Annotated in this window: 21 protein-coding genes and 1 pseudogene; 9 read left to right on the forward strand and 13 right to left on the reverse strand. The window is 69.1% G+C overall.

The window, feature by feature from the left end; genetic code table 11:
- The 6 genes and pseudogenes from Q0309_RS09465 to Q0309_RS09490 form a co-directional block, all read right to left on the reverse strand.
- Positions 1-428: pseudogene (locus tag Q0309_RS09465) on the reverse strand (hypothetical protein); the annotation flags it as partial.
- A complete protein-coding gene (locus Q0309_RS09470; RefSeq protein ID WP_299439921.1) occupies positions 425-835 on the reverse strand; it encodes a biopolymer transporter ExbD in 411 nt (136 codons plus the stop codon). The pseudogene Q0309_RS09465 and the gene Q0309_RS09470, both read right to left, overlap by 4 nt.
- Positions 832-1,230 (reverse strand): biopolymer transporter ExbD, encoded by a 399-nt coding sequence (locus Q0309_RS09475; protein ID WP_299439923.1) that lies wholly within the window; start codon positions 1,228-1,230, stop codon positions 832-834. Before Q0309_RS09475 ends, Q0309_RS09470 begins: the two co-directional genes overlap by 4 nt.
- Positions 1,231-1,277: 47 nt before the next feature.
- Positions 1,278-1,922: a MotA/TolQ/ExbB proton channel family protein gene (locus Q0309_RS09480; protein ID WP_299439925.1), complete on the reverse strand. Its 645-nt coding sequence runs from the start codon at positions 1,920-1,922 to the stop codon at positions 1,278-1,280.
- Between the two features lie 18 nt (positions 1,923-1,940).
- Complete coding sequence (locus tag Q0309_RS09485) at positions 1,941-2,390, reverse strand: hypothetical protein (RefSeq protein WP_299439927.1); 450 nt, start codon at positions 2,388-2,390, stop codon at positions 1,941-1,943.
- Positions 2,391-2,540: 150 nt separating this feature from the next.
- Complete coding sequence (locus tag Q0309_RS09490; RefSeq protein WP_299439929.1) at positions 2,541-4,337, reverse strand: autotransporter outer membrane beta-barrel domain-containing protein; 1,797 nt, start codon at positions 4,335-4,337, stop codon at positions 2,541-2,543.
- A 450-nt stretch (positions 4,338-4,787) separates the two neighbouring features.
- Here Q0309_RS09490 and Q0309_RS09495 point away from each other — a divergent pair, with 450 nt between their 5' ends.
- Positions 4,788-5,036, forward strand: coding sequence for a hypothetical protein (locus tag Q0309_RS09495; RefSeq protein ID WP_299439931.1), 249 nt, complete (start codon positions 4,788-4,790; stop codon positions 5,034-5,036).
- A gap of 143 nt (positions 5,037-5,179) precedes the next feature.
- Positions 5,180-5,431: an XRE family transcriptional regulator gene (locus Q0309_RS09500; RefSeq protein WP_299439933.1), complete on the forward strand. Its 252-nt coding sequence runs from the start codon at positions 5,180-5,182 to the stop codon at positions 5,429-5,431.
- Between the two features lie 12 nt (positions 5,432-5,443).
- Here Q0309_RS09500 and modC read toward each other — a convergent pair whose 3' ends face one another.
- Genes modC through Q0309_RS09515 form a run of 3 tightly spaced genes read right to left on the reverse strand, consistent with a single transcriptional unit; the run spans position 5,444 to position 10,013 of the window.
- Positions 5,444-6,541, reverse strand: coding sequence for a molybdenum ABC transporter ATP-binding protein (gene modC, locus Q0309_RS09505; protein ID WP_299439935.1), 1,098 nt, complete (start codon positions 6,539-6,541; stop codon positions 5,444-5,446).
- Complete coding sequence (gene modB, locus Q0309_RS09510; RefSeq protein ID WP_299439937.1) at positions 6,538-7,218, reverse strand: molybdate ABC transporter permease subunit; 681 nt, start codon at positions 7,216-7,218, stop codon at positions 6,538-6,540. Before modB ends, modC begins: the two co-directional genes overlap by 4 nt.
- 47 nt (positions 7,219-7,265) lie before the next feature.
- Positions 7,266-10,013, reverse strand: a complete 2,748-nt coding sequence (locus Q0309_RS09515; protein ID WP_299439939.1) for a YdbH domain-containing protein — start codon at positions 10,011-10,013, stop codon at positions 7,266-7,268.
- Positions 10,014-10,131: 118 nt separating this feature from the next.
- Here Q0309_RS09515 and Q0309_RS09520 point away from each other — a divergent pair, with 118 nt between their 5' ends.
- The 3 genes from Q0309_RS09520 to Q0309_RS09530 all read left to right on the forward strand — a co-directional run bounded on the left by Q0309_RS09520 (position 10,132) and on the right by Q0309_RS09530 (position 13,741).
- Positions 10,132-10,707 (forward strand): hypothetical protein, encoded by a 576-nt coding sequence (locus Q0309_RS09520; RefSeq protein WP_299439941.1) that lies wholly within the window; start codon positions 10,132-10,134, stop codon positions 10,705-10,707.
- A gap of 113 nt (positions 10,708-10,820) precedes the next feature.
- Positions 10,821-11,210 carry a DUF6858 family protein gene (locus tag Q0309_RS09525; RefSeq protein ID WP_299439943.1) on the forward strand — a complete coding sequence of 130 codons (390 nt, stop codon included), beginning with the start codon at positions 10,821-10,823 and terminating at the stop codon, positions 11,208-11,210.
- Between the two features lie 353 nt (positions 11,211-11,563).
- Positions 11,564-13,741 carry a DEAD/DEAH box helicase gene (locus tag Q0309_RS09530; RefSeq protein WP_299439945.1) on the forward strand — a complete coding sequence of 726 codons (2,178 nt, stop codon included), beginning with the start codon at positions 11,564-11,566 and terminating at the stop codon, positions 13,739-13,741.
- Positions 13,742-13,843: 102 nt separating this feature from the next.
- On the opposite strand, the gene Q0309_RS09535 is transcribed toward Q0309_RS09530, so the two are convergent.
- Positions 13,844-14,107 carry a hypothetical protein gene (locus tag Q0309_RS09535; RefSeq protein ID WP_299439947.1) on the reverse strand — a complete coding sequence of 88 codons (264 nt, stop codon included), beginning with the start codon at positions 14,105-14,107 and terminating at the stop codon, positions 13,844-13,846.
- Positions 14,108-14,272: 165 nt separating this feature from the next.
- On the opposite strand from Q0309_RS09535, the gene Q0309_RS09540 reads away from it, so the two are divergent.
- From Q0309_RS09540 to Q0309_RS09550, 3 genes are all read left to right on the forward strand, one after another.
- Positions 14,273-14,536, forward strand: a complete 264-nt coding sequence (locus tag Q0309_RS09540; protein ID WP_299439949.1) for a hypothetical protein — start codon at positions 14,273-14,275, stop codon at positions 14,534-14,536.
- A 54-nt stretch (positions 14,537-14,590) separates the two neighbouring features.
- On the forward strand, positions 14,591-16,582 hold the full coding sequence (locus Q0309_RS09545; protein WP_299439951.1) for a Crp/Fnr family transcriptional regulator: 1,992 nt from the start codon (positions 14,591-14,593) through the stop codon (positions 16,580-16,582).
- A gap of 170 nt (positions 16,583-16,752) precedes the next feature.
- Positions 16,753-17,211 (forward strand): cold shock domain-containing protein, encoded by a 459-nt coding sequence (locus Q0309_RS09550; RefSeq protein WP_366940585.1) that lies wholly within the window; start codon positions 16,753-16,755, stop codon positions 17,209-17,211.
- A 259-nt stretch (positions 17,212-17,470) separates the two neighbouring features.
- Here Q0309_RS09550 and Q0309_RS09555 read toward each other — a convergent pair whose 3' ends face one another.
- The 3 genes from Q0309_RS09555 to Q0309_RS09565 all read right to left on the reverse strand — a co-directional run bounded on the left by Q0309_RS09555 (position 17,471) and on the right by Q0309_RS09565 (position 22,766).
- On the reverse strand, positions 17,471-18,481 hold the full coding sequence (locus Q0309_RS09555; RefSeq protein ID WP_299439953.1) for a BMP family ABC transporter substrate-binding protein: 1,011 nt from the start codon (positions 18,479-18,481) through the stop codon (positions 17,471-17,473).
- Positions 18,482-18,614: 133 nt separating this feature from the next.
- Positions 18,615-20,027 carry an FAD-linked oxidase C-terminal domain-containing protein gene (locus tag Q0309_RS09560; protein ID WP_299439955.1) on the reverse strand — a complete coding sequence of 471 codons (1,413 nt, stop codon included), beginning with the start codon at positions 20,025-20,027 and terminating at the stop codon, positions 18,615-18,617.
- Positions 20,028-20,741: 714 nt separating this feature from the next.
- A complete protein-coding gene (locus tag Q0309_RS09565; RefSeq protein WP_299439957.1) occupies positions 20,742-22,766 on the reverse strand; it encodes a YgiQ family radical SAM protein in 2,025 nt (674 codons plus the stop codon).
- A gap of 376 nt (positions 22,767-23,142) precedes the next feature.
- On the opposite strand from Q0309_RS09565, the gene Q0309_RS09570 reads away from it, so the two are divergent.
- A complete protein-coding gene (locus tag Q0309_RS09570) occupies positions 23,143-24,132 on the forward strand; it encodes a PRC-barrel domain-containing protein (protein WP_299439959.1) in 990 nt (329 codons plus the stop codon).
- The last annotated feature ends 1 nt before the right edge of the window (position 24,133 follow it).

Here is a 24,133-nt window from a genome sequence, read left to right on the forward strand (position 1 = left end):
CCCGACTCGACCGACTCGCAGAACCGACCGCCCGCCGCCGTCTCGGCCGGGTCCGTCCGCGCCGCCACGGTCTCGCTTGGGGTCGTCGTGGCGGCGACCTGGTCGACCGGCGGTGGGGCAGGGGCGGCGGGCGCGGTCGGCGGCGCCACAGACTGCGCCCGGTCCACCGGCACCGTGCCCTGGGCCACCGATCCGCCCTTGGCCTCGGCTTCCGGCGCAGCCTCGCCCTCCGCCTGGGCGGCCTCGGCGCGGTCCGTGCGCACCTCGGCGGTGGTCATGCGCAGGCTGGCGGCGGGGGAGGCTTGCTCCGGCACGGGATCAGGCGTCAGCGCCAGCGCCACCAGCAGCAGCACCGCGACGTGCAGCAGGATCGACCCGGCCCCGGCCAGGGTCCAGCCGAGCGGGCGGGGCAGGGCGGCCGCCGTCACGGCGGCGTCGGCGTGACGACCAGTACCACGGACGTCAGGCCGATCCCTTCCAGCGCCGTCACCAGCGGCAAGAGCTCGCGCAAGGGCACACTGGCGTGGGCGTTGATCCGCACCTTCGGTGGGTCGCCGCCGCCGGCCCGGGGGCGAAGCGCCGCCAGCAGCGCCTCGCGCGAGGCGATCGGGCGGCCGTCGAGCGCCAACTGCCCCGCCTGACCCAGCGAGACCGTGAGACCGCCGCCGGGCAGGGGCTCGCCGACGCCGGCCACCGGGGGCCGCACCTCGAACGGCGCGGTGGCGTCCATGCGTCCCACCAGCATGAAGAACACCAGCAGGAAGAACACCACGTCGATCAGGGCGACGATGGTGTCCGGGCGCGGGCGCGGGGCGGGGCGGTGCAGGCGGATCATGGGCGGCTCTCCAACCGCACGACGCGGACATCGGTGACGCCGGCCCGGGCGGCGATCTCCAGGGTCGAGACCAGGGCCTGGGCGTTGGCCTGACCCGACGGCAGAATGACCACCCGGGTCGCGGGGTTGGCGGCCACCCGGGCGGTCAGGGCGGCGGCCAGCGCCGCCTCCGTCAGGGGCTGCCCGCGCACGACCGTGCGGCCGTCCGGCCCCAGGCGCACCAGCAGGGTGCCGGCCTCGGGCGTCCTCGGCGCGGCCGTGTCCGGCGCCGGCAGCGTGTGGCCCGTGGGGGCGGCGCCGCGCTCGACCATCGGGATCATGTCCAGATCCAGATAGGTCGAGGTGACCATGAAGAACACCAGCAGGATCAACAGCGCGTCGACCATCGGCGTCATGGTGATGACCAGGCCCGTCCGCCGTGACCGCCGCAAGCGCATGGCCCTTACCCCGGCGGCGCGGCGCGCGCGTGCGCCAGCAGGCGGCCGACGTCGGTTTCGATGACGTGGCCGACATGATCGACGCGCGCGGCCATCAGGTTGGCGGCGACGGCCGCCGGAATGGCCACCGTGAGGCCGGCGGCGGTGGTCAGCAGCGCCTGCCAGATACCGCCGGCCAGCACCGAGGCGTTGGCCGCGCCGGCCGCCATCTCCAGGTCCTGGAACGACTGGATCATGCCGAGCACGGTGCCCAGCAGGCCCAGCAGCGGACTGACCAGGGCGATCACTTCCAGCGTGCGCAGGTGGCGGCGCAGGGCCTCAAGCTCGACGTTACCCCTGCGTTCGGCGTCCTCGCGCACGCGGTCGCGGTCCAGGCCGGCATCCAGCCCGCGCATGACGGTGGACAGCACCCGGTCCGGCGGACGGCGGGCTTCGGCCATGGCGCGCAAGGCATCGTCGGGCCGGCCGCGCTGCCAGGCGTCGATGGCCTCCTCGCGCTGGCGGCGTCCGCCGAACACGCCGGCGAGTTGCACCGCCTTCAGGATCACCAGGGCCAGCGAATACACGGACAGGACCGCCAGGACCATAATGACGGGTCCGCCCGCGTCCATCCACGCGAGCACCTGGTCGATCAGACCGGACGGGGCCATGGCGGGGTCCCTCCCGGATCAGGGGATGAAGGGAATGCCAGCGCGCGACGACAGCGTCAGGGTCTCGAAGCAGTCGATGGCGTGACCGCCTTCGCCCTCGCAGGTGGCGATGTCGTGCAGGATCATCTCTCCGATGTCGGCGCAGGCCATGTCGGGAATGTCGAACAGCTTGAGCGTGGTACGGCGGGCCGGCAGGGGCGCGGCGTCGATGGTCAGCAGGCGGTCGATGACCCCGTCGCGGTCGAGCACGGCCAGCGACATCTCGAAGCCGGTCAGGGTGGTGTCGGTGCCGTTGCGGAACAGAAAGAAACTGCGGCAGCCGGCCTCGACCGTTTCCACCTTGTTCAGCTCCGCCAGCACGGTGCCGTCCGCCGCGCCCTGGTTTTGCGGCTGGGTGTCCTGCGCCCAGGCCATGGGCGTGGTCAGGATCAGGGCACTCGCCAGTGCCGGGACAAGGCCGACTCGCATGGTGCCTCCTTGCGTCCGTAAAAGAGAACGAGCCTGACCGCGCGGTGCTGCGTCGAGGCGTGAAACACTCTACCCGAGAATGGCCGGCATGGGGATGAAAGAACCCGGACGGCCGCACAGTGACCGGCCGTCCGGATTGGGATCGGGGGCCTAGAACTGGTAGCGGGCATTGACACCGAACGCGGTGGCGGATTCGTCCGACCGGGCGACTTCGGTGTTGCCGTAGACCTCGAGACTCAGGTTGTCATTGACCACGGCGCGCACGCCGCCGCCAAGCACGGCGCCGAAGCGGTCGGAGTTGCCATCGCGGACGAAATCATATTCCAGGCGGGTGGACAGGTACGGCTCGACGGTGCCGCTCTGTTCGCCACTGATCTCGAACAGGTAGCCGACGTCGCCAAAGGCATAGATCTGAGCCAGGTCCGTGTCGTCGGGGTCGACCGTGGCGCCGGTGCTGGTCTCGTACTCCTCGAACGATTCGTGGCTGTAGGAAATGCCGGCGTACCCGAACGTGGTCACGCGATCGAACAGGTTGTTGTAGGCGACGTTGGCGGCCGTGATGAAGCGGTGGGACAGGTGGTCGGCGTCGTCGTCGGCCAGCAGGCCGGCGGCTTCCTTGGTGGTGTTGAAGCCAAGGCCGTAGGAGCCGAGGGCGTTGACCGACAGGGTGTCGGTGATCAGATAGGCGCCGTAGACCGTCATCGTCATGTAGTCAACGTCACGCTCGCGATCACTCTTGAAGTCGACGTTGACGTTTTCGTAGCCCAGGCCCGCGCCAGCCATGATGTTATCGTTGTACCGATAGTCCGCGCCGGCCATGAAGCTGAACTGGTGGCCCCAGAACTCGTCGGTCGACTTGCCGTCGGAGAAAAAGGCACCCGAGCCTTCGGCCCAGAGTCCCAGTTTGCCGACGGTCCAATCCTCTCCGTCGCCTCCCGCCAGGCCGGTCAAGCGGCCGCGCAGGCTGGTGGCTTCCTCCTCGTCCGCGGGTTCGTCCGTCCGCGCCGATCGGGCCAGGGCGCCAGCCCGGTTGCTGATGTTGCCGACCACGGTGCGGATGCTGATGCGGTTGTTGGCCGTCGAGGAATCCTGCAGCGCCGTTTCGGCGGCGGTGACCTCTTGTGTGGACACGTTTTCGACGACGGAGGCGAAAATCTTCTCGATCGGCGTGACGCCGTCCTCGTAGGCCACCGCCTCCAATTGGGCGCCCCGGTCCAGGGTGGCGCCGTAGCTTTCAAGGGCGATGTCGGTGTAGTCCGTCTTGCCTTCAGGGAACATGTCGGAGACGTCAGTCGTCGTCTCATAGACGACCGTTCCCGAGGCGTTGATCCGGGCGACCGTGTAGGTGTTGGAATCCGAGTTGCGGACGATGGCCGCCACACGGTTGCCGTTGGCTTCCATCCGCTTGTCGATCCAGGTCACCAGCTTGATGTCGTTGGACTGGAGCGTGCTGACCAAGCCGCTGGCGGTGATCGAGTCATCGAAGACGGCGCGATCAAAGTTCGTTGTATTGTTGTTGAAATCGGATTCGAACGACAACAGGTGGATGATCCTGTACGCCCCAGGCCGGAAGTCGCCACTGTAGGCCGAGACCGCGTGGTTGATCGCCGCGTAACCATCTCCAAGGCCGGACCAGTCGGTTTGCGCTTCCAGGGCGGCCCGGGCCGCCGTCGCCGATCCGAACAGGCCGCCATTCACATCGAGGACACGGCCATCATAGTAGGTGTCGTTCAGTTGCATGGCGCCGTGACGATTGTCGGTCTCGCCGACATCGGCCAGGATGTCTTCGAGGTAGGGAATGTGGTTGGCGGAGCCAGCAACGCCGGTGCCGCTATTCATGATCGTGATCATGTCGGTGGCGGCCCAGGCGTGTGCCCCGAGGCCGCAAAGGACGACCATGGCCGACGCCGAGCCGAGAAGTGTCTGCTTGACCGATTTCGTGTTCATCCCCTTGCCCTCGCCCTCTCTCGTCCATCACGATTCGTGTTTGGTGCTCCGGGGCACCGAGGCGCCGCGACATCCGTCCCAACCGGAACGCGCACTGCCAGTCCCGCGCCACGTCGTTCGCACCCGTTTCAGCGGCTCCCTGGCATCATCAATGCCCTTGCATCTGGTTTGAACAAAATCCGGGCCACTTGACGGGGAACGATACTCCTCGGCCACTTGTTGTGTCACGCCCTCGCGGTGGTGATCGGGCGGGCGGCCGGTCAACGGGGCTCTGTGTTGCGGGGCGGCAACACGTGCCTCGCGCGGCCGGACAGGGCGCTTCCGGCCCACGCTGGCGGCGGGGCACGGTCCGTGGTAAGCGAGTCGAGCGGACGGCCATCGGCCCGAGATGCGGTCGCCATCGCGGACCGTCGGCACGTTCGCTGAAGTCCATCGGCCGGAGTGTCAACCATGCCGCACTGTATCACCTGTGCCACGGCGCTGTTGCTGCCCTTGGTGGTCCTGGCCGCGTGCGGCGGCGGGACGGCGAAAATGGACGAGAAGACCCATATGGCTCTGTACTGTCAGACGACCCGCTGCGTGTGCGTGGAGGATACGCTGGTGCCGTTTGGCGCCGCCAAGAAGCAGGAACCGACGTGGAGCCTCAACGGCGACCCCTCGTGTCCGCAGGGGTTTCACCTGGACGCGGTCGATGAATAGCTGAGCAGGCAATACCAGCCGACGAATGAACAGACTTCATTCGTCGGCTGGCCGGCGCGACTGCGCCGGCGCCGCGAAGCGGCGGAGGCGATAGAACGGACGAGTCCGTTCTATCGTCGATCAGTAAAAGGACTCGGACCGGAATGCGAAAGAACGCCGATCAGGCCCCTTGGGAGGATCCGGGCGCGCGCGCCATCAAGCGTGTGCTGGCCTCGCAGATTCTTGAGGCCATGGACGAGCAGGGCCTGTCTCGTGACACCATGGCGCGGCGCATGGAGATCAGCCAGAATGATCTGGACCACCTGCTTGATCCGCAGGCCGACACGATCTCGCTGTCGGCACTGGGGCGCGCGGCGCGAGCGCTGGGCCTGTCGATCTCGCTGGAATTGATCTGACGGGGGCCGGGCCTACCCTTTGTCCAGCAGCGCGACGCCCTTGATCATGGCGTAGACCGCTTGGCCCGGCGCCAGCCCCAGCAGGTCCCAGGACTTGCGCGTGATGCGCGCCAGCAGAGGCGCCCCGCCGCCGTCCGCGCCCAGGGCGAGGAACACGGTCATCAGGTGATCGCCCGTCGGTTCGGCGCCGGTGATACGCGCGGGCAGAACGTTGAGGATGCTGGACTCACCCTCGGCCGTCGGCGTGCGGCGCAGGCTGACGTCGGCGGCCAGGATGCGCAGCCGGCGCCGGGTCCCCGGTTCACCGGCCACGCCCGGCACGAACAGCCGGCCGCCCGACACGGCGACGGTCGACAAGCCATAGGCCCCGTCCACCGCCAGCACCTCGGCCTCCAGCACCTCGGCGGCTTCCGGCAGGCGGGCCAGCGGCAGCACCGGATCGGCCAACAGATCGGCCAGCGGCCCGACCGCGCGCACCCGCCCCGCCTCCAGCAGCACCAGGGTGTCGGCCAGCCGTTCCACCTCGGCGATATCGTGGCTGACGTACAGCACCGGGATTTCGAGGCGATCGTGCAGCCGCTCCAGATAGGGCAGGATCTCGTCCTTGCTGGTGCGGTCCAGGGCCGACAACGGCTCGTCCATCAGCAGAAGACGGGGCTGCGACAGCAACGCCCGGCCGATGGCCACGCGCTGGCGTTCGCCTCCGGACAGCACCGCCGTCGGCCGATCGAGCAGGCGCGCGAGGCCGAGCAGCTCCACCACGTCCTCAAAGGCCACCGGGTGCGGGACGTCCCGGACCCGCCGCTGGCCATAGCGCAGGTTGTCGGTCACCGACAGGTGCGGGAACAGGCTGGCCTCCTGGAACACATAGCCGACCGGGCGGCGGTGCGGCGGCACGAAGCGCAGTCGGCCGTCCTGCCAGACGTCGCCGTCCACCCGCAGCGCCGCGTCCGGCAGACGCGTCAGGCCGGCCACGCAGCGCAGCACCGTCGTCTTGCCGCAGCCGGAGGGGCCGAACAGCGCCGTGACCCCGCGCGCCGGCACGTCGAAGCGCACGTCCAGTGCAAATCCGCCCAGGCGGCCCCGGAACAGGGCGGTGATCAGACTCATCGCGTCTCGCGCCCCCAGCCCAGGCGCTTGCCGGCCAGTCCCACGGTCAGGATCACCAAGAACGAGAACACGACCATCCCCCCGGCCAGGATGTGCGCCTTGCCCCACTGCAACGTCTCGACATAGTCGTAAATGGCGATGGACAGCACCTTGGTCTCGCCGGGGATGTTGCCGCCGATCATCAGCACCACGCCGAACTCGCCCACCGTGTGCGCGAAGCTCAACACGGCGCCGCTCAGGAACCCGCCGCGCGCCAGGGGGACAGCGACGGTGAGGAACCGGTCCCACGGGCCGGCGCGCAGGGTGGCGGCGACCTCCAGCGGGCGGTCGCCGATGGCCTCGAAGGCGTTGCGGATCGGCTGCACGGCGAACGGCAGGGAGTAGATCACCGAGGCCACGACCAGCCCTTCGAATGAGAACGGCAGGGCGTGGCCGAACACCGCCGTCGCCGCCTGCCCCAGCGGACTGGTCGGGCTGAACGCCAGCAGCAGGTAGAACCCGAGCACCGTCGGCGGCAGCACCAGGGGCAACGTGACCACGGCGCCCACGATCTCCTTCCACCACGCGCGCGACCGCGCCAGCCACCAGGCGATGGGCGTGCCGACGATCATCAGCAGCACCGTGGTCACCAAGGCCAGCGTCACGGTCAGGCGGATGGCTTCGATCATGGCGTGCATATGGGATGCGAGCCCCCGCGTTCTTTGCGTTTGGTTCTGGGGTAAACCTACGGGCTTCCGTCCCCCGGCGCCAAGCCCATCGACTCCAGGCGTTCGACGATGCGTTGCGGGATCGTGTAGCCCTGAAGCCCCTCCTGGATCAAACGCGTCAGGGGGCCGCTGACCGAGAAATTGAGTTGGAACGGGTAGCCGTCGAGGACCGCCTCATTGGCGCCTTCCAGCCGCACGTCCATGGCCATTTCGTCCAGCGTGTCGCCGTCCACGGTCATGGACAAGGCGTCGTACTGAAAGTTCTCCAGCGCCCGCCGGGCCAGGTCGACGCCCTCCATGCCGTCCGGCAGGGCCTCGCCGGTGTAGCGCAGGGTTCCCGGGCCGACACTGGCCAGCCGGCCGGCGTCGACACGCACCGCGCCGGGCGTGATCACCAGCGGGACCTTTCCATCGACCTGGCCGCTCACGTTCAGGTCGTCCACCGGCATCATGGCCGCCAGTTTGCCCAGGTCGAGCCCCTCGACGGTGAGCGTCAACGGAATGCGGTCGAACCCCGACAGGGGAATGACGGCCGCGCCGGTCGAGATCTTGCCGTCCGCCAGGTGCATCCGGGCGCTGTCCAGGACGAACGCGCCCTTGCCGTCGAGGTGGTACGCGACCACCAGATCGGTGAACGGCAGGCCCATGTCCAGCACGGCGGCGGCCAGTTCCTGTTTGGGGCTGGCGGGCGGGGCCAGCCCGGTCAGACGCACCACGCCATGAAGATTGCGCAGCCGCGTGGCGCCGTAGGCGGCCTCGACATCCACCAGGCCGACCGACAGGTCCGGACGCAACGGGCCGCCGTCGCGCCATGTCGCCGTTCCCTGCAGGCCGATGGTGCCGGCGCGGGTGCTCAGGTCGACCAGCGCGCTGTAAAGGTGCCAGGGTTGGACACCGTCGTCGCCCAGCGGCAACGGTCTGGCGTTCAGGGTCAGCCGGCCGTCGCGGCCATCGCGCGAAAGCCAGCCGCGCACCGTGCCCACGGTCTCGCGGAAGGGCGCGCCGAGGGTGGCGTCAACGCGTAACCGCGCGGCCTCGTCCGGATCGGGGGAGACGGTGCCCGTGACCCGCAGCGGCCGCAGGGGATGGCCCGACCGTGAAGATCCCGTCGGTTCGCCGGGCAGGCGCGGCAGGCGGACATCCACGTCCAGGGTCGGCCCTTCGGGCCGCAGCGTCAGGTCGGCCGTGGCGTCGGTCACCGTGATCGGGTCGAGGCGCAGGTCGGGCGCCATCGCCGTCAGCCGCAGCGGCGCCTCGGGCGACGGCGGCCAGCGGCCGGCCAGGGTCACGCGCTCCACCCGGCCCTCGGCCGTGCCGCCCAGGATGACCGGCCGCAGGGCCGCATCGAGGGTCACGGCGGGCGCGTCGCCCGCCGTCAGGTCGAGCGAGACCGTGTGCGAACCCTCCTCGGTCAGGGCCAGCGTCAGGGTGGGGGGACCGGTCCAGGCGCCGTCCGCCGCGCGGGCCTCGGACACCTCCAGCGCGGCGTCGTCCAGCGTGATCGTGCCGCCGGCGAGGGACAGGTCCACCGATCCGCCGGCGTCCAGGTGCATCGGTCCCGCCAGAACGCCCGCGATGTCCAGCTTTGTGGCGTTTGCCACCACGTGTGCGGCGCCGGCCAGTTGGGCGTCCCGGAGGTCGAGGCGCGGACTGGTCAACTCGACCGACAGGCCCTCGACCCCCGCCAGAGGCACCGGGTCGGCGGTGGCGGTCACGTCGGTCAGGCGGGCCACGATCTGTCCGTCGCTGCGGGTGACATGGGCGTCGGCGGTCGCCGACAGCCGCGCCGTCTCAACGCGGACGCGGCCGTCCAGACGGGGCTGGCCGGGCGTCAGATCCGGCCCCAGCGGCATGGACAGGCGCGGCGCCGGGCCATCGGCGGGCGACTCGACGCGCAGGCTCAGCGGCCCTGCGGCCAGGGTGGCTAGCGTCGCCGGCCACGGTTCGGTCAGGGCCGGATCCAGCGCGTCGGCCCGGATCGTGAGGGCTTCGGATGTAACCGACACCTCCCCGTCGCGCCAATCCACCCGCAGCGTGGCGGTGCCGCCCAGGCCCTGCGCCAGCCCGGCCCGGTCGCGGGCCTCGGCTTCCACCGTGAGGGTGCCGTCAACCGTCGGGTCGGGCCAGGGCCGGGAGTCGATCCGTGCCGTGGCGAACAGGCCGGCCCCCGAGACGGTCAGGTCGGCGGTCAACTCCGGAGCCGCGCCGGAGGCGTCCAGGGTAACATCGCCGAGCGTGCGCACGGCGCCCCACGGCGTGTCGATGCCGAGGCGCGCGTCGGTGACCCGCACGGTCCGGACGGGCAGCGCGGGCGTGTAACCCCCGCCCCCGCTGCCGCCCAGAACCGCGCCCAGGGGACCGAGGTCGAGCCCCGTGTCGGGCGACCACGATGCGTCCAGGCGCGGGCCGGCGATCTCGACCCGCTCGATACGCCCGCGCGCCAGCCCCGCCGGCGCATAGGTGACCGACAGGCGTTCGGCCGTCAGCCGACCGTCGGCCAGGGTCAGGTCGCGCGCCTCCAGGCGATCCGCCTCGACCGCCACGACGGTCAGCGCGGCCGGCGCCAACCCGGCGCGCTCCAGCGCCCAGGGAACGGCGGTCGAGATCAGCGGGACCCGGTACACCCAGGCCAGCGCCAGGGCTCCGCCCACCACCAGACCCAGCCCCAGCATGTCAAGCGCCACCGAGCGCCAGACGGGCCGGCGGCGGTGCCGCCGGGGTTCGGGCGGCGATGGGGTCTCGGGGGACGTGGACGAGTCTGCCATGGGCGGTCGCGGCCTTCCGTGGAGGGACCATCCGCGACTCTACCGGATCACGCGGCCCGTGGCATCGGTGGTGCGGGCTGCGATACAATCTGGTGCGATCACAGAGGAGTCCCGCGCCATGGCGCATCCGCCACTGACGCCGTCCGGGTTCGAGGCCACCTTCTGGCTGCTCGACCGCGCCCTGGACGACAACGAGTACCTCAACCCGCGCAAGCTGCACCGCCTGCTCTTTCTGGCGCAGGCCTATTTCGCGGTGGCCAACGCCGGGCACAAGCTGATGCCGGCGACGTTTGTCGCCGACCCGGACGGGCCGATGGAACCGACGCTGTTCAAGGCCTTCGCCTACAGCCGGCCGCGCGTCGATCTGGCCAAGCTGCCGGAACGCGCGGAAACGCTGCTGGATTCGATCTGGCGCCGCTTCGGCGCGCACTCGACCGACCACCTGACCAAGGCCCTGAAGCGTCATCCGCCCTATGCCGACGCCTTCGCCGCGGCGCCGGGGTCGGAAATCACCGTCGAGGCCATGATCGCCTTCTATGGCCGCAAGCCGACCACGCGCGAGGGCATCGGCGCGCTGACCGACCAGGGCGCGCCGCATATCGAGCAGGTGCTGCGCCCGCGCGTCATGCGCTCGCAATCGGGACGGCCGGTCAACGTGCACCAGTGGCGCCCGCGATCCTTGAAGGATCAGTAGCCTCCGCCGGCCCCATTGCGCTTTCTCATTGCGTGCGGCGGCCCGGGATCCGCTTTTTGGCGGCCTCGCCGGCCCGCGCCGTGGGCCGTCTCGTCATGACCAGGAGGCCTCGGATGCGCCAGTACACGCTGCAGGAAAAGTACCCCGTCTACCACATGAGCCTGCCGTTCGCGGAAACCAGCAAGACCTCGGTCGACGAAATCATTGAATATTACAAGCGAAAAATCGACGAGGACGAAAAGGTGGCCTACATTGCCGCCTTCGATCACTATGCCCACACGCAGAGGATCGGCGGCGAGATCAATCCCGAGATCAAGGCCGCCAAGCACATCGTGTTCTGTTTCGGCGTCAAGCTGCCCAATGCCGACGTGATGGCCGTGCGGCCGCGCTCCATCGGCGTGGTGCAGATGGAGGATCGGTTCGAGATCTCGTTCCTCGAAGCCCCCATGCCGGTGGCCAACACGGCCATGGAAGCCTGGACACGCGCCCTGCGGGACCGGTAGGGCGCGTTCGAGCGGATGGGGGTGGCGGCGGATGCGCCACACTCCGCCACCCTCGGTGTCCCCGGGCCGTCGGCGTCATTGACAGCACAGGGGGGCGCCTTATGATGCGCGGTGTTCTGCACGTGCACAATGGTGTGCGTGCGCCTGTGGTTGTGCGAGCTCCTGGCCGGCGGAATGGCCTCGCGCCCATCCAGACCGAGCAGAGCGTCATCCCCGCGAACACTGTCCGGACGACCGCCGCGACGAGGGCGGCGCCGCGTTGAGGGAAGGCGCGGGCTCGACGATGCCGGGGGCCGGCTTGCCGCGTGACGCTCCCACCCCCGTTCCCTGACCCGAGGACCGACCAGATTACCATGACCTTCGCCGATCTCGGCCTTTCGCCGGAGACACTCCGGGCCATTGAAGAGGTGGGGTACGAACACCCGACCCCGATCCAGGAAAAGGCCATTCCCCACGTTCTGATGGGACGGGACGTCCTGGGCATCGCCCAGACCGGCACCGGAAAGACCGCCGGCTTCACCCTGCCGATGATCGAGATTCTCGCCAACGGCCGGGCCAAGGCGCGTATGCCGCGCTCGCTCATCCTCGCGCCCACCCGTGAGCTGGCCGCGCAGGTGGCCGACAACTTCACCACCTACGGCAAGTATCACAAGCTGGACATGGCCCTGCTGATCGGCGGCGAGAGCATGGGCGACCAGATGCGCGCGCTCGACAAGGGCGTCGACGTGCTGATCGCCACGCCGGGCCGCCTGCTCGACCTGTTCGAGCGCGGCAAGGTGCTGCTGCGCGACGTGAAGGTGCTGGTCATCGACGAGGCCGACCGGATGCTCGACATGGGGTTCATCCCCGATGTCGAACGCATCGTCACGCTGTTGCCGCCGCTGCGTCAGACGCTGTTCTTCTCCGCCACAATGGACAAGGAGATCCGCAAGCTGGCGGACGCCTTCCTGTCCAATCCCCGCGAGGTCTCGATCGAGCGGCGCGCCACGGCGGCCGAGACGGTGGCGCAACAGCTGGCCATGGTGCCGCGCATCGACAAGCGCGAGGCGTTGCGCCACATCCTGCGCACCGAGAATGTCAGGAACGCCTTCATCTTCTGCAACCGCAAGCGGGACGTGGACGTCCTGAACCGATCGTTGAAGAAGCACGGATTTAACTGTATATCGCTGCACGGTGACATGGACCAGCCGACCCGCAACGAGATGCTGCGGCGTTTCAAGGAGGGCGAGGCTGACCTTCTGGTGTGTTCCGACGTGGCGGCGCGCGGGCTGGACATCGACGACGTCTCTCATGTGATCAACTTCGACATCCCCACCCATTCCGAGGACTATGTGCACCGCATCGGCCGCACCGGCCGGGCCGGCAAGGAGGGGGCCGCGTTCAGTCTGGCAACCCCCGACGACGCCAAGTACGTGGCGGCCATCGAATCCCTGCTCGGCCGCTCCATCCCGCGTATGCCCCTGGAAGGACTGGAGTGCATCATGAGCGAGGCCTCCGAGGAGAGGGCGGACCGGTCCGGCGGCGCGCGGCGTCGGCGCGACAGCCGCGGTGGCGACCGGTCGTCGGCTCGCGCCGGGTCGGCCCACACCGGGTCTGGCAACACAGGGTCGGACAGCGGTGGCGGCGCCAACGGGCGCGGTGGACGTGACCGTCGCGGGAGCCGGGGACGCCGCGACGCCGACCGCGATGGCGTGCGCGCCATGTCGCACGCCGACGACGTGCTGGCGTTCGGCGACCACACGCCCGCCTTCTTCGTCACGACGGCGCTGGTGCCGATGGGATCGGGGGGTGCCGCCGGCACCGACGAGACGGAGGACGACGGCTCCGGCGAGCGGTCGCGCGGCACCGGTCGGCGGAGCAAGGGACGGTCGCGTGACACCCGCAAGGGCGCCTCGACGGCCCGGCGCGGCGAGCGCAAACGGCACGGCCGGCGCGGCGACACGGGCGACTCACCCGAGGTCGACGTCGAAACGGGACCAGCGCAGGACGTGGAGCCCGAAGAGGTTGAGGGCGCCGCGCCGCCGCCCGAGCGTGAGGACGCTACCGCGCCGGATGCGGAAACGGCCCCGGACGCGGAGGCACCGCCGTCCCGCAAGCGCCGGGCGACGCGACGGAGTTCCGCCGCCAAAGCCGCGGCCGAGGGGTCAAAGACGTCCGAGGACAGCGACGCTCCGGCGGCGGACGCTGAAGAGGCCCCCAAGCCGAAACGGACCCGTCGGCGCAAGACCGCCGCATCAGACGACGCGACCGAAGGTGATGCCGAGGCGAAGCCGAAGCGCACGCGTCGCAGCACGAAGAAAAAGGCCGCCGACGGTGAGGATCCGGGCGCCTCGCCGGGCGATGCGTCATCGGGCGATGCATCAGAGGACAGCGCGCCAAAACCGAGGACCCGCCGCTCGCGGGCCCGAAAAGCGACCCCCCCGGCCCCCGATTCAGCCGACCAGCCGGAGGACGCCGGGGCGTCGGAAGCCGAGGCTCCCACCCCCGACGCCCAGACCAAGGCGGCGGCGGATCAGGCCGCCGACGCGTGAGGCCATCCGCGCGGGCGCCGGTCGCGATCGCCGCTCAACCGCGATGCGCGATGACGCCACCGGCCGCCCGGCGGCGAAACGCGCACGCGGCCGTGCACGGCATCAGTCCAGCTTGACCTCGCCGTGGCGGAACGGGATCCAGTCCATGTATTCGCTGCGGAACTGGAGGCCGTACGGCGATTTCAGGTACACCTTGGCCAGGGGCTGGCCGCCTTCGGCCTTGGTCCGATCCACGTCCACGAGCGGTGAAGCGGCGAACACCGGGTCCCAGTATTCGTCCGGCTCCAGGTCCCTGCCGGCCTGTTCCTTGTGCTTCATGGCTTCGTCAATCAGGCCCCAGGCTTCCTCGACCTGCTCGTAGCTCATGCGCCTGCCTCCTTTTGGTTGGCGTTCGGTGAGGACGAGACCGTGCGATGGGGCCGGTCCCGCCTTTGCCTTTGGTAGCGTGCCCCTCCCTTTAGACTTTGGCGCCGCGCTGGTAAAGATACCCCGAACACACCCGCGTCCCGGCCCCTTGATGGAGACCCGTCCTTGACCGAACAGCGCGAGATGTACCACGAGATCAGCACGCTCCTCGGCCACCTCGCGGCGGCCCTGGAGATGTCGGCGGAGCGCGTGGCGCACCTGCTGGAGGCGGGCGATCTTGACCTGAGAATGGATACCGACGAAGAGGGGCGACCGTTCATCGAGGCCGCGCACGGCGCCGCGCCGAACCGCGTGGTGGCCCGCGTCTACAGGGACACGGTGTTCCGCGCCCGCGAAACACCGGCCTCCCCGCCTGACGAACCCACCTGACGATCCCGGCGCGCGGCACGCCTTTCCCTCTGCAGCGAGCAAGACACCGCCCCCATGGCCATCATGAAACCCACCATCCGACGCTACGACACCGGCGATGTCATCTTTCGGGAAGGGGATGACAGCAGCTCGGCCTTTGTCATCGCGTCCGGCGAGGTGGCGCTCTACAAGGAATCGGAGCGCGGGCTGGTGCATCTGGCCACCCTGGGCAAGGGCGAGTTGCTGGGTGAGATGGGCGCGGTGGAGAACGACCCGCGCGGCGCCACCGCCGTGGCGCGCGGCGACGTGGTGCTGCACGAGTTCGGCCGCAAGGCGTTCCTGCGCAAGCTCGTCGAGGATCCGGACATGACGGTGCGCATCCTGGTGCGCATGTCGCGGCGGCTGCGCAACGCCAATGACCGCATTGCCACGCTGGACCCGACGGTCGACGTGGACCTGGGCCAGGACCAGGGCGATCGCGCCGGCGCGTCGTCGTCGACGGCACTGACCACCGCCGAGGCCGCCACCGTGGCCGCGGCCGTCGACCCGGCGGCGGCCGAGCGGTCCAACGGGTTGGTCGATCGCCTGATCAGCCTTGTGCGCGGCGGCCGGGGTCCCCGGAAGGCGGGGATGGCCCTGGCCGGAGTGGCCCGCGTGCGCCAGCCGGTCCTGCTCGTGGCCGGGTTCCCGGGGCAGGGGGGCGACGAGCAGCGCGGCCGCGTCCTGGCGGCGTTGGAGGCACTTCCCGGCCTGCGCGTCCGGCGCATGGATAAGGCGCTGCCGTACTCGCCCGACCTGGACCCCTACACCGCGCTGGCCGGCGTCGTGGCCATCGGCCGTCCGCAACTGCGCGAGGCGATGGCCGACCTGATGGTGTGGGGCGGCCCCGAAAGCACCGGCCGGCTGGTTGAGATTCGGTTCCTGTCGCCCTGGTCGAGCAAGGAACTCGAGCGCATCGGCATGACGTCGCCACAGAACGCCCTGTATCTGCCGCTGGACTTCGACGAGTCGTGGCACGTTCTGTTGAAGGCGGTGACGCTGGCGGCCATGGAACCGCGCACGGAAAACCAGGGCAAGGCGCTGGTCGAAACGCTGCCGCCGCTGGCCGAGCAGGCCGGCGCGCTGTTGTCCGAACTGCCGTACGGTCTGAGCGGGCTGGAAACGGCGCACATCGTCGCCTGTTACGGCAACGTGCTGGCCGTGGTCGGCGCCTGGGCCAACGAGCCGGCGTGGCTGGAGCACGCGGCGGCGGCCTACGAGGAAGCCATCCGCCATCTGCCGCGCAACGCCGACGCGGAATGGGGTGTGTTCCACCGCTCGCTGGGGCTGGTGCGGCAGGCGCTGGTCGAGCGCGGGGCCGGCGGCGTCGGTCCGCGTCAGGCGGCCGATGCCTTCAAGGCGGCGCTGGAATCGTTCCAGCGCGACCTCTACCCCTACGACTGGGCGGGCCTGAAGAACCGGTTGGGCATTCTGTGCTACCGGGTGAACATGGCCGAGGGCGATCCCGCCGCGCTGCGCGAGTCCATCACCGCCTTCCAATCCGCGTTGCAGGTGTTCACGCCCGGCGAGACGCCCGACCGCTGGGGCGAGATCATGCACGACCTGGCGCAGGTGCTGCAGGTCTACGGCGGTCAGGAACGCAAGGTCGAGATCGTCAAGCGCGCGGTCGAGGCGGCCAACGCCGCGCTACAGGTGCGTACCTTGGACCGCGTGCCGCTGCTGTGGGCGGCCACCCAGAACACCCTGGGATCGGCGCTGTTCCTGCTGTTCCGGCTGGGCCGCGACATGGGTGCCCTGCACGCCGCCCGCGAGGCGTTCCACCAGTCGGCCAGCACCTATGATCTGAACGGCGCCAAACGCCAGGCGGACATCGTGACCCGCAATCTCCGGCGGGTGGAGAACATGATCGACAAGCAGGGTGGGCGATCGGGGGTGGAACCGGATTGGGTGCATCGCAGTGCGGGCGGCAAGCCCGGTGGCGGCTCAACCGACGGAAGTGGGCGCGGGGCCGACCCGGAGTCCGGCGACGACCCCGAATCGCTGCCGATGGATGGGGGGCTGCGGTAGGCGAGGCGGCAAAAAGGGTGCGGTTTTGGCCACGCCGGCGATGAAAATTTGGCGGAAGGTCATATGACCAATTGGCGTCGGCGGGATTTTCGGGTATCCCTGGAACGGTATTGTTGCCTCAACCGTATGAAGGTCTTTCCTCCGCTATGCAGTCTCGGTCTTCGGCCACGGTGAAGTGGTTCAACGCCACCAAGGGCTTCGGCTTCGTCGCCCTGACGGATGGCACTCCCGACGCGTTCCTTCACATTTCCGTACTCCAGCGTGCGGGTTATCGTGACGTTCCTGAGGGCGCGACCATCGTTTGTGACCTGTCCATGGGACAGAAGGGACCCCAGGTCGCCTTCATACATGAGGTGGAGGTCCCCGAGGGAGCCCATGTCGGCGGCGGCGGTGGCGGCGGCATGGTCGACTCCGACAGCGAGGAAGAGATTGACGGCGTCGTCAAATTCTTCAGCGCGGACAAGGGGTTCGGCTTCGTGACGCCGGACGGCGGCGGCAAGGATGTCTACGTGGGCAGCCGCGCCCTGGAATACTCCGGGCTGACCAACCTGGAAGCCGGGCAGCGCGTGCGGATGATGTGCCGCATGGGCAAAAAGGGTCCGATGGCCGGCCGGGTGGAGCTCATCTGACGACCGGTGGGTGATGGACCGGACGACTCCGGTTGATCGCCCGGTCAGGATGGGGCGCGACTCGGCCCGGCAAGAGACCACTGCCCGCCGCGGGCGGTCGCGACTCGAGGCTTTTTCTGACGCGGGCGCCGGTTGAGAAACCGGCGCCCGTTCGTGCGTCTGTTGGGGATTTTGGGGACTGGCCGGCGCGCGCAGGTTCAGGTCGTGACAGCCTCCAGAAGCGCCCGATTCGTCCCAAATCCTGCAAAGGGGAGGCGGACTATAGGCCCGCGCAGGCGGGCGCCTCGTCGACCGGCAGAACCGAACGCTCGTTGGCGGCGATCTCGGCCTTCAGGGCGTCCACGGTCTCGCGGATATCGGCGACCAGATCGGCGTTGGCGTCGTCCACCGCCCAGTCGACGGCGTCGTCGGCGATGCCCAGGCGCTGGCGCCCGGCGGTCCAGGTGCCGGCAGCGGCATCGGACCAGGCGAGGAAGACGGCCTGGTCGACGCGCTTGACGGCGCTGGTCAGGACGCGGTCGTTGTAGCCGTTCTGGTTGACGTCCACACCGATGCCGAATCCGCCAGCGTTGGCAATGGCATCCAGCGCGCCCTCGCCGGCCATGCCGGCGGCGGGGAATACGATGTCGGCGCCCTCGGCGATCAGCGCCTCGGCCGCAGTGCGGGCCAGGTCCCGATCGCGGAACACCGAGGCGTCGTCGCCCAGGATGCGGACCAGCACCGTGGCGTCGGGATTGGTCGCCGCCACTCCCTGGATGAAACCGCAGCCATAGCGCTGGATAGGCGGAATTGACAACGCGCCAATGAAGGCCAGGGTGTCGCTCTCGGTTTTCAGGCCGGCCGCTGCACCGGCCAGGAAGCCGGCTTCGTCCTCATTGAAGTGCACGGACCGTACATTGTCGGCCTCGACAACGCCGTCGATCAGGGTGAAGCGGGCGTCCGGGAACTCGCCCGCGACGTCGGCCACGGCCTGCTCGTTGAGGAACGAGATGGCCACCAGGTTTCCGACCCCGCGGGAGGCGAAGGCGCGCAACGCGTCGGCGGTCTGGTCGGCGTTGCCGGTGACGCGCTCGCGGAAAGCGATGCCCAACTCAGCCTGGGCGCGCTTGGCGCCCGCGTTGGCCGCCTCGTTGAACCCGCCGTCATCCTTGACGGTGTTGAAGACGATCGCGTAGCCGTCCTGGGCGGCCGCCTCGGCGACCAGCGGCTGCGCCAGCATCACCCCCAGGGCACCAAGGGCCACGTTCAGACGGCGGCCGAATCGGATCATTGTCTCCTCCGTGCGTGCAGGATCGTGCGCGGGCATCGTGGCCGCGCGGCATCCTACGCGGCCCGGGGCGGTGCTGCCTACGGACAGTTTCGTGACGGGGGACGGCGCACCGGCTCCGGATGGGGCGGGAGGATCAGGGGGCGACGATCTTGCCCGGATTCATGATGCCGTGCGGGTCCAGGGCCTGTTTCACCGCGCGCATCAGGGCCAGGCCATCGGGGCCGTGTTCGGCCTCCAGGAAAGCCATCTTGCCGTATCCCACACCGTGCTCGCCGGTGCAGGTGCCCTCCATGGCCAGGGCGCGTTCGACGATGCGGTCGTTGAGCGCGCGGGCCGCCGCGATCTCCTCCGGGTCGTCCGGGTCGACGATGAACAGCACATGGAAGTTGCCGTCGCCGACATGGCCGACGATGGCCGTGGTGACGGGGGAGGCGGCGCAGTCGGCCTCGGTCTCCTCCAGGCAGGCGGCCAGCCGCGAGATCGGCACGCACACATCCGAGGAAAAGCCCTTCGCCCCCGGTTTCAGGGCCAAGCCGGCGTAATAGGCGGTGTGGCGCGCCGCCCACAGCTTGGTGCGCTCCTCCAGCGTGTCGGCCCACGCGAATCCCTTCGCCCCATGCTCGCCGGCGATGGCCTCGACCATCCCCACCTGCTCGCGGGCGAAGGCCTCGGTGCCGTGAAACTCCAGGAACAGGGTCGGGGCGATGGCGTAGTCGGTGCCCGAATAGGCGTTCACCGCGCGCATCTGGTTGGGGTCCAGCAACTCGATGCGGGCGATGGGCACGCCGGTCTGGATGGTCTCGATCACCGTGTCGACGGCCGCCTTCAGGCTGGGGAAGGGGCAGACGGCCGACAGAATGCACTCCGGAATGCCGTGCAGGCGCAGCGTGACCTCGGTGATCACGCCCAGCGTCCCTTCGCTGCCGATGAACAATCGGGTCAGGTCGTACCCGGCGGCCGACTTGCGGGCGCGCCGGGCGGTGCGCACGATTCGGCCGTCCGCCGTGACCACGGTCAGGGCCAGCACCGCCTCGCGCATGGTGCCGTAGCGCACGGCGTTGGTGCCGGAGGCACGGGTCGCCGCCATGCCGCCGATGGAGGCATCGGCGCCCGGGGCGATGGGGAAGAACAGGCCGGTGTCGCGCAGGTGCTCATTGAGCTGCGTGCGCGTCACGCCGGCCTGGACGGTGCAGTCCATGTCCTCCGGCCGCACGGCGACGATCTCGGTCATGCGCGAGACGTCGAGGCACAGCCCGCCCTTCAAGGCGGCGACATGGCCCTCCAGCGAGGTGCCGGTGCCGAAGGGGATGACCGGCACGCGGTGCTCGGCGCAGGCGCGGACGATGGCCGCCACCTCCTCGGTGCTCTCCGCGAAGGCCACGGCGTCGGGCGGCATGGGGTCGTGATAGCTCTCGTCGCGGCCGTGCTGTTCGCGGACGGCGGCGCTGGTGGTCAGGCGATCGCCCAGCAGCGGCCGCAGCGCGTCGAGCACGGCGGCGAGGGCGTCGGCGGGCGGATGGGTTTGCGGCGCGGCGGCGGCGGTCATGGGGAGCCTCATCAAGAACAGCGATGGGCCAGTGTACCGGAGCGCGCGCTGGCGCCGAAGCGCTGTGCGTCCATCGGGCGGTGGCTGGCCCTGAACAGATGTGTGGGCGCGAAGGCGGCGTAAAGTTTTAGAATATGCTAATCACAACTATATGCAGTTTTGGGTTGATCCTCTTGTGCGAGCGTCTAGTGTTGTTTGCGTCTTTGGGTCACTCCTTCAACCGAACATGGAGCCGATGATGGCACGCTATCTTGTCAACACGAACCCCCAACCCACCGGCGAACACGAAGTGCATACGTATACGTGCTCTTATTTGCCGGCGGTTCAGAACCGAAAGGATCTTGGAGAATTCGCGACATGTCACGGTGCCCTTGCCGAAGCCAAGAAGACTTATCCCAATTCTGACGGCTGCTATTACTGCTGTCCCGACTGCCACAAGAAGTAGAGAAATGCCCAGGCTGACTGCTTGCATCACACCGGTCCGCGCCGGGGAAGGGCAAGCACGTGCGGCCTTGTCTGCACCGGGAGTCGGCCCTGGGCTCCGTCATTGCGAACCCGCGTCGCCAGACGCGGGTGAAGCAATCCAGGGTGGAAATCGCTCACGTTGCCCTGGATTACCCCAGTTTTGGTTTTTGGGCTTCGCTCCTCGCAATGACGGGCTTTTTTGTCGACGGGCAACCCCCGACAAGCCGACAGTCCGCCTCACGACCGCGCTCACCGCCGCCCCTTGCCCGCGCCCGTCGTCACGAAGGCTTGCGCGCCTTTCTTGCGGCCCGTCCGTCGGCCCTCGCCGCCCGCGCGGCCGGTGCCGGTGGGCTGATACGCGGGCACGAGGTGGCGCTTGCCGGGGCCGATCAGGTCGGCGCGGCCCAGGCGCTTCAGCGCGTCGCGCAGCAGCGGCCAGTTCTCCGGGTCGTGGTAGCGCAGGAACGCCTTGTGCAGCCGGCGCTGGCGCAGGCCCTTGGCGGTGAACACCGGCTCGCCGCCCGCGCCCCGCACCGGCCGCAGCGGGCTCCGGCCCGAATGATACATCGCCGTGGCCAACGCCATGGGCGACGGCAGGAACGCCTGCACCTGATCGGCCCGGAAGCCGTTCCGCTTCAGCCACAGGGCGAGGTTCATCATGTCCTCGTCCGTCGTGCCCGGATGCGCGGCGATGAAGTACGGGATCAGGTACTGTTCCTTGCCGGCTTCGCGGCTGAACCGGTCGAACATCTGCTTGAAGCGGTCATACGCGCCGATGCCCGGCTTCATCATGTGCGCCAGCGGTCCGGTCTCGGTGTGCTCGGGGGCGATCTTCAGGTAACCGCCCACGTGGTGGGTCACCAGGTCCTTCACATACGCGGGCGAGCGCACGGCGAGGTCATAGCGCAGACCCGAGGCGATGGTGATCTTCTTCACGCCGGGCACGGCGCGGGCGGCGCGGTACAGGTCGACCAGCGCGGAATGGTCGGTGTCCAGGCTCTTGCAGATCGACGGATACACACACGACAGCCGCCGGCAGACGCGCTGAATGTCCGGGCTGGTGCAGGCCAGCCGGTACATGTTGGCGGTCGGCCCGCCCAGGTCGGAGATCACGCCGGTGAAGCCCGCCGTCTTGTCCCGCACCTGTTCGATCTCGCGCAGGATGGACGCCTGCGAGCGGCTCTGGATCTGCCGGCCCTCGTGCTCGGTGATGGAGCAGAACGTGCAGCCGCCGAAGCACCCGCGCATGATGGTGATGGAGAAGCGGATCATCTCCCACGCCGGGATGCGCGCGTCGCCGTAGGCGGGGTGCGGCGCGCGGGCGAAGGGCAGTTCGTACAGCGCGTCCATCTCCGCCGTGGACAACGGCCAGGGCGGCGGGTTCAGCCACACCTCGCGGTCGCCGTGGCGCTGCACCAGCGGGCGGGCGTGCCCGGGGTTGCTCTCCAGATGCACGACGCGGGCGGCGTGGGCGTACAACGCCGAGTCGGCCTTGACGGCCTCATACGACGGCAGGCGGACCACGGCCGGGCCGTCCATGGGCCGGACGGGTGGGTCGGTCGCGGTAGCGTCGATCTCGGTCCAGCCCTCGGGCACGACGGGCCGCACGAGGGCCGTGCCCCGGATGTCGGTCATGGCGCGCGGGGGCTCGCCCTTGGCGGTGCGGTGGGCGATCTCGACAATGGCCCGCTCGGCGTTGCCGTAGACCAGCAGGTCGGCCTTGGCGTCGAGCAGAAGGGAGCGCCGAACCGTGTCGCTCCAGTAGTCGTAGTGCGCCACGCGGCGCAAGGACGCCTCGATGCCGCCGACGATGATCGGTGTGTCCCGGAACGCTTCGCGCGCCCGCTGGGCGTAGGCGAGCGTGGCGCGGTCGGGCCGCTTTCCGCCCTCGTCGTTCGGCGTGTAGCTGTCGTTGTGGCGCAGCCGCCGGTCCGCCGTGTAGCGGTTGACCATCGAGTCCATGTTGCCGGCGGCCACGGCGACGAACAGCGTCGGGGCGCCCAGGGCCTGGAACGCCTCGGCGCTGGTCCAATCCGGCTGGGCGAGGATGGCGACGCGGAAGCCCTGCGCCTCCAGCAGGCGGCCGATCAGGGCCATGCCGAAGCTGGGATGGTCGACATACGCGTCGCCGGTGACCAGCAGCACGTCGCACGCATCCCAGCCCAGCGCGTCCATCTCGTCCCGACTCATGGGCAGGAACGGCGCGGTGCCGAAGCGGTGCGCCCAGTGCTTGCGCCAGGAGAACAGGGGGCGGGGCGAGGGGGCGGCGGTCATGGATACGGTGGCCTTCCGGACAGGCTGACTCTGGGCACACACCCTATCGCGAAAGGGCGTGTCCCGAAATGGCCGGGCTTCACACGGCCGGGTGCGCCCGACCGATCGCGCGGTCCGCTTGGTTCCCCCATGTTGCTTATGTTGTATATGCAGCGATCTTACCCACCATAAAAAGGCGAAACGGGGCACGACAGGCCGAAAACCCCATCCGAAATGGGGCCTGTCGAAGGATAGCACGACCCTCCATGCTTTTTTCCCTTGGCCTGACTTTTTTGAATTTTCGGGAAACCCATCCGCCGGGGTGCGTGTTGGTTCAGCAGCGGCAAAGAGGAAAGAACAAGCCAGACCGCATTCACCAGCTGAACGGAGATTTTTGATGAAACGCTTGCTCGCGACGACGGCCATCGTGACGATGGCAGCCGCCCCCCTGACCGCCCATGCGGGCACGACGGGGCAGGACATGCAGCAGACGCAGGCTGAGACTCAGGTGTCGGCCACTGCGCAGGGCGGCTCGTCCGATATGACCACGAACGAGCATCGCATCACGGCGGATCGCCTGCTGGAGAAAAACGTCTACGTCGCGCCGGACGGTGCCGGTGGCCACGGTGATGGCTCCAGTCAGGACATGGAGTCCAACTCGGATTGGGAGATGGGCTTTTCCGACGTGCCCTCCGACTGGGAAAACGTGGGCAATATCGTCGACCTGCTGATCTCGCGTGATGGCAAGGTGAGTGCCGTCGTGGTCGATAGCGGCGGTATGCTCGACCTGCAGGAAAAGCGTCTCCGCCTGAATATGGAGGAGTTGCGCTTCGTCAAGGACAGTGACGATCGCGATAACTTCTTCGTGCGCTACACGGGTGATCGCGACGTCCTCGAATCGCAGGGCTATGACGAGGCCGAGGCTGAACAGGCCGGCGAGACGTCCTATAGCCTGAGTCAGACGGGCGCGACCGAACACGAGGATGGTCAGCAGACCATGGCGAACGTCACGGGCTCCGGCGAGACCGAGCAGACGGACGCCGAGCGGACGGCCGAGCGGACGATGGCGCAGACCAACGAGAACGCCGAGGCCCTGAGCGAAACCGAGTTCAACGAGCTGTCGGCGGAGAACCTCGAAGACTCCTACGTCTATGGCCAGAACGGCGAATGGGTCGGTGAGGTCAGTGACGTGCTGATCAGCGACGGCGGTGACGTGACGCATGTGATCGTCGACGTGGGCGGTTTCCTCGGCATCGGCGAAAAGCCGGTGGCGCTCGGCTACGATCAGATCCACATTGGCCGGGACGGCGCGCATGACGAGGACGTCACCGTCCAGTTGGACCAAACCGAGGAGCAGCTGGAGCAGATGGAGACCTATCGAGGATAGG

It is taken from the genome of uncultured Rhodospira sp., from assembly GCF_937138205.1.
Lineage (GTDB): Bacteria > Pseudomonadota > Alphaproteobacteria > Rhodospirillales > Rhodospirillaceae > Rhodospira.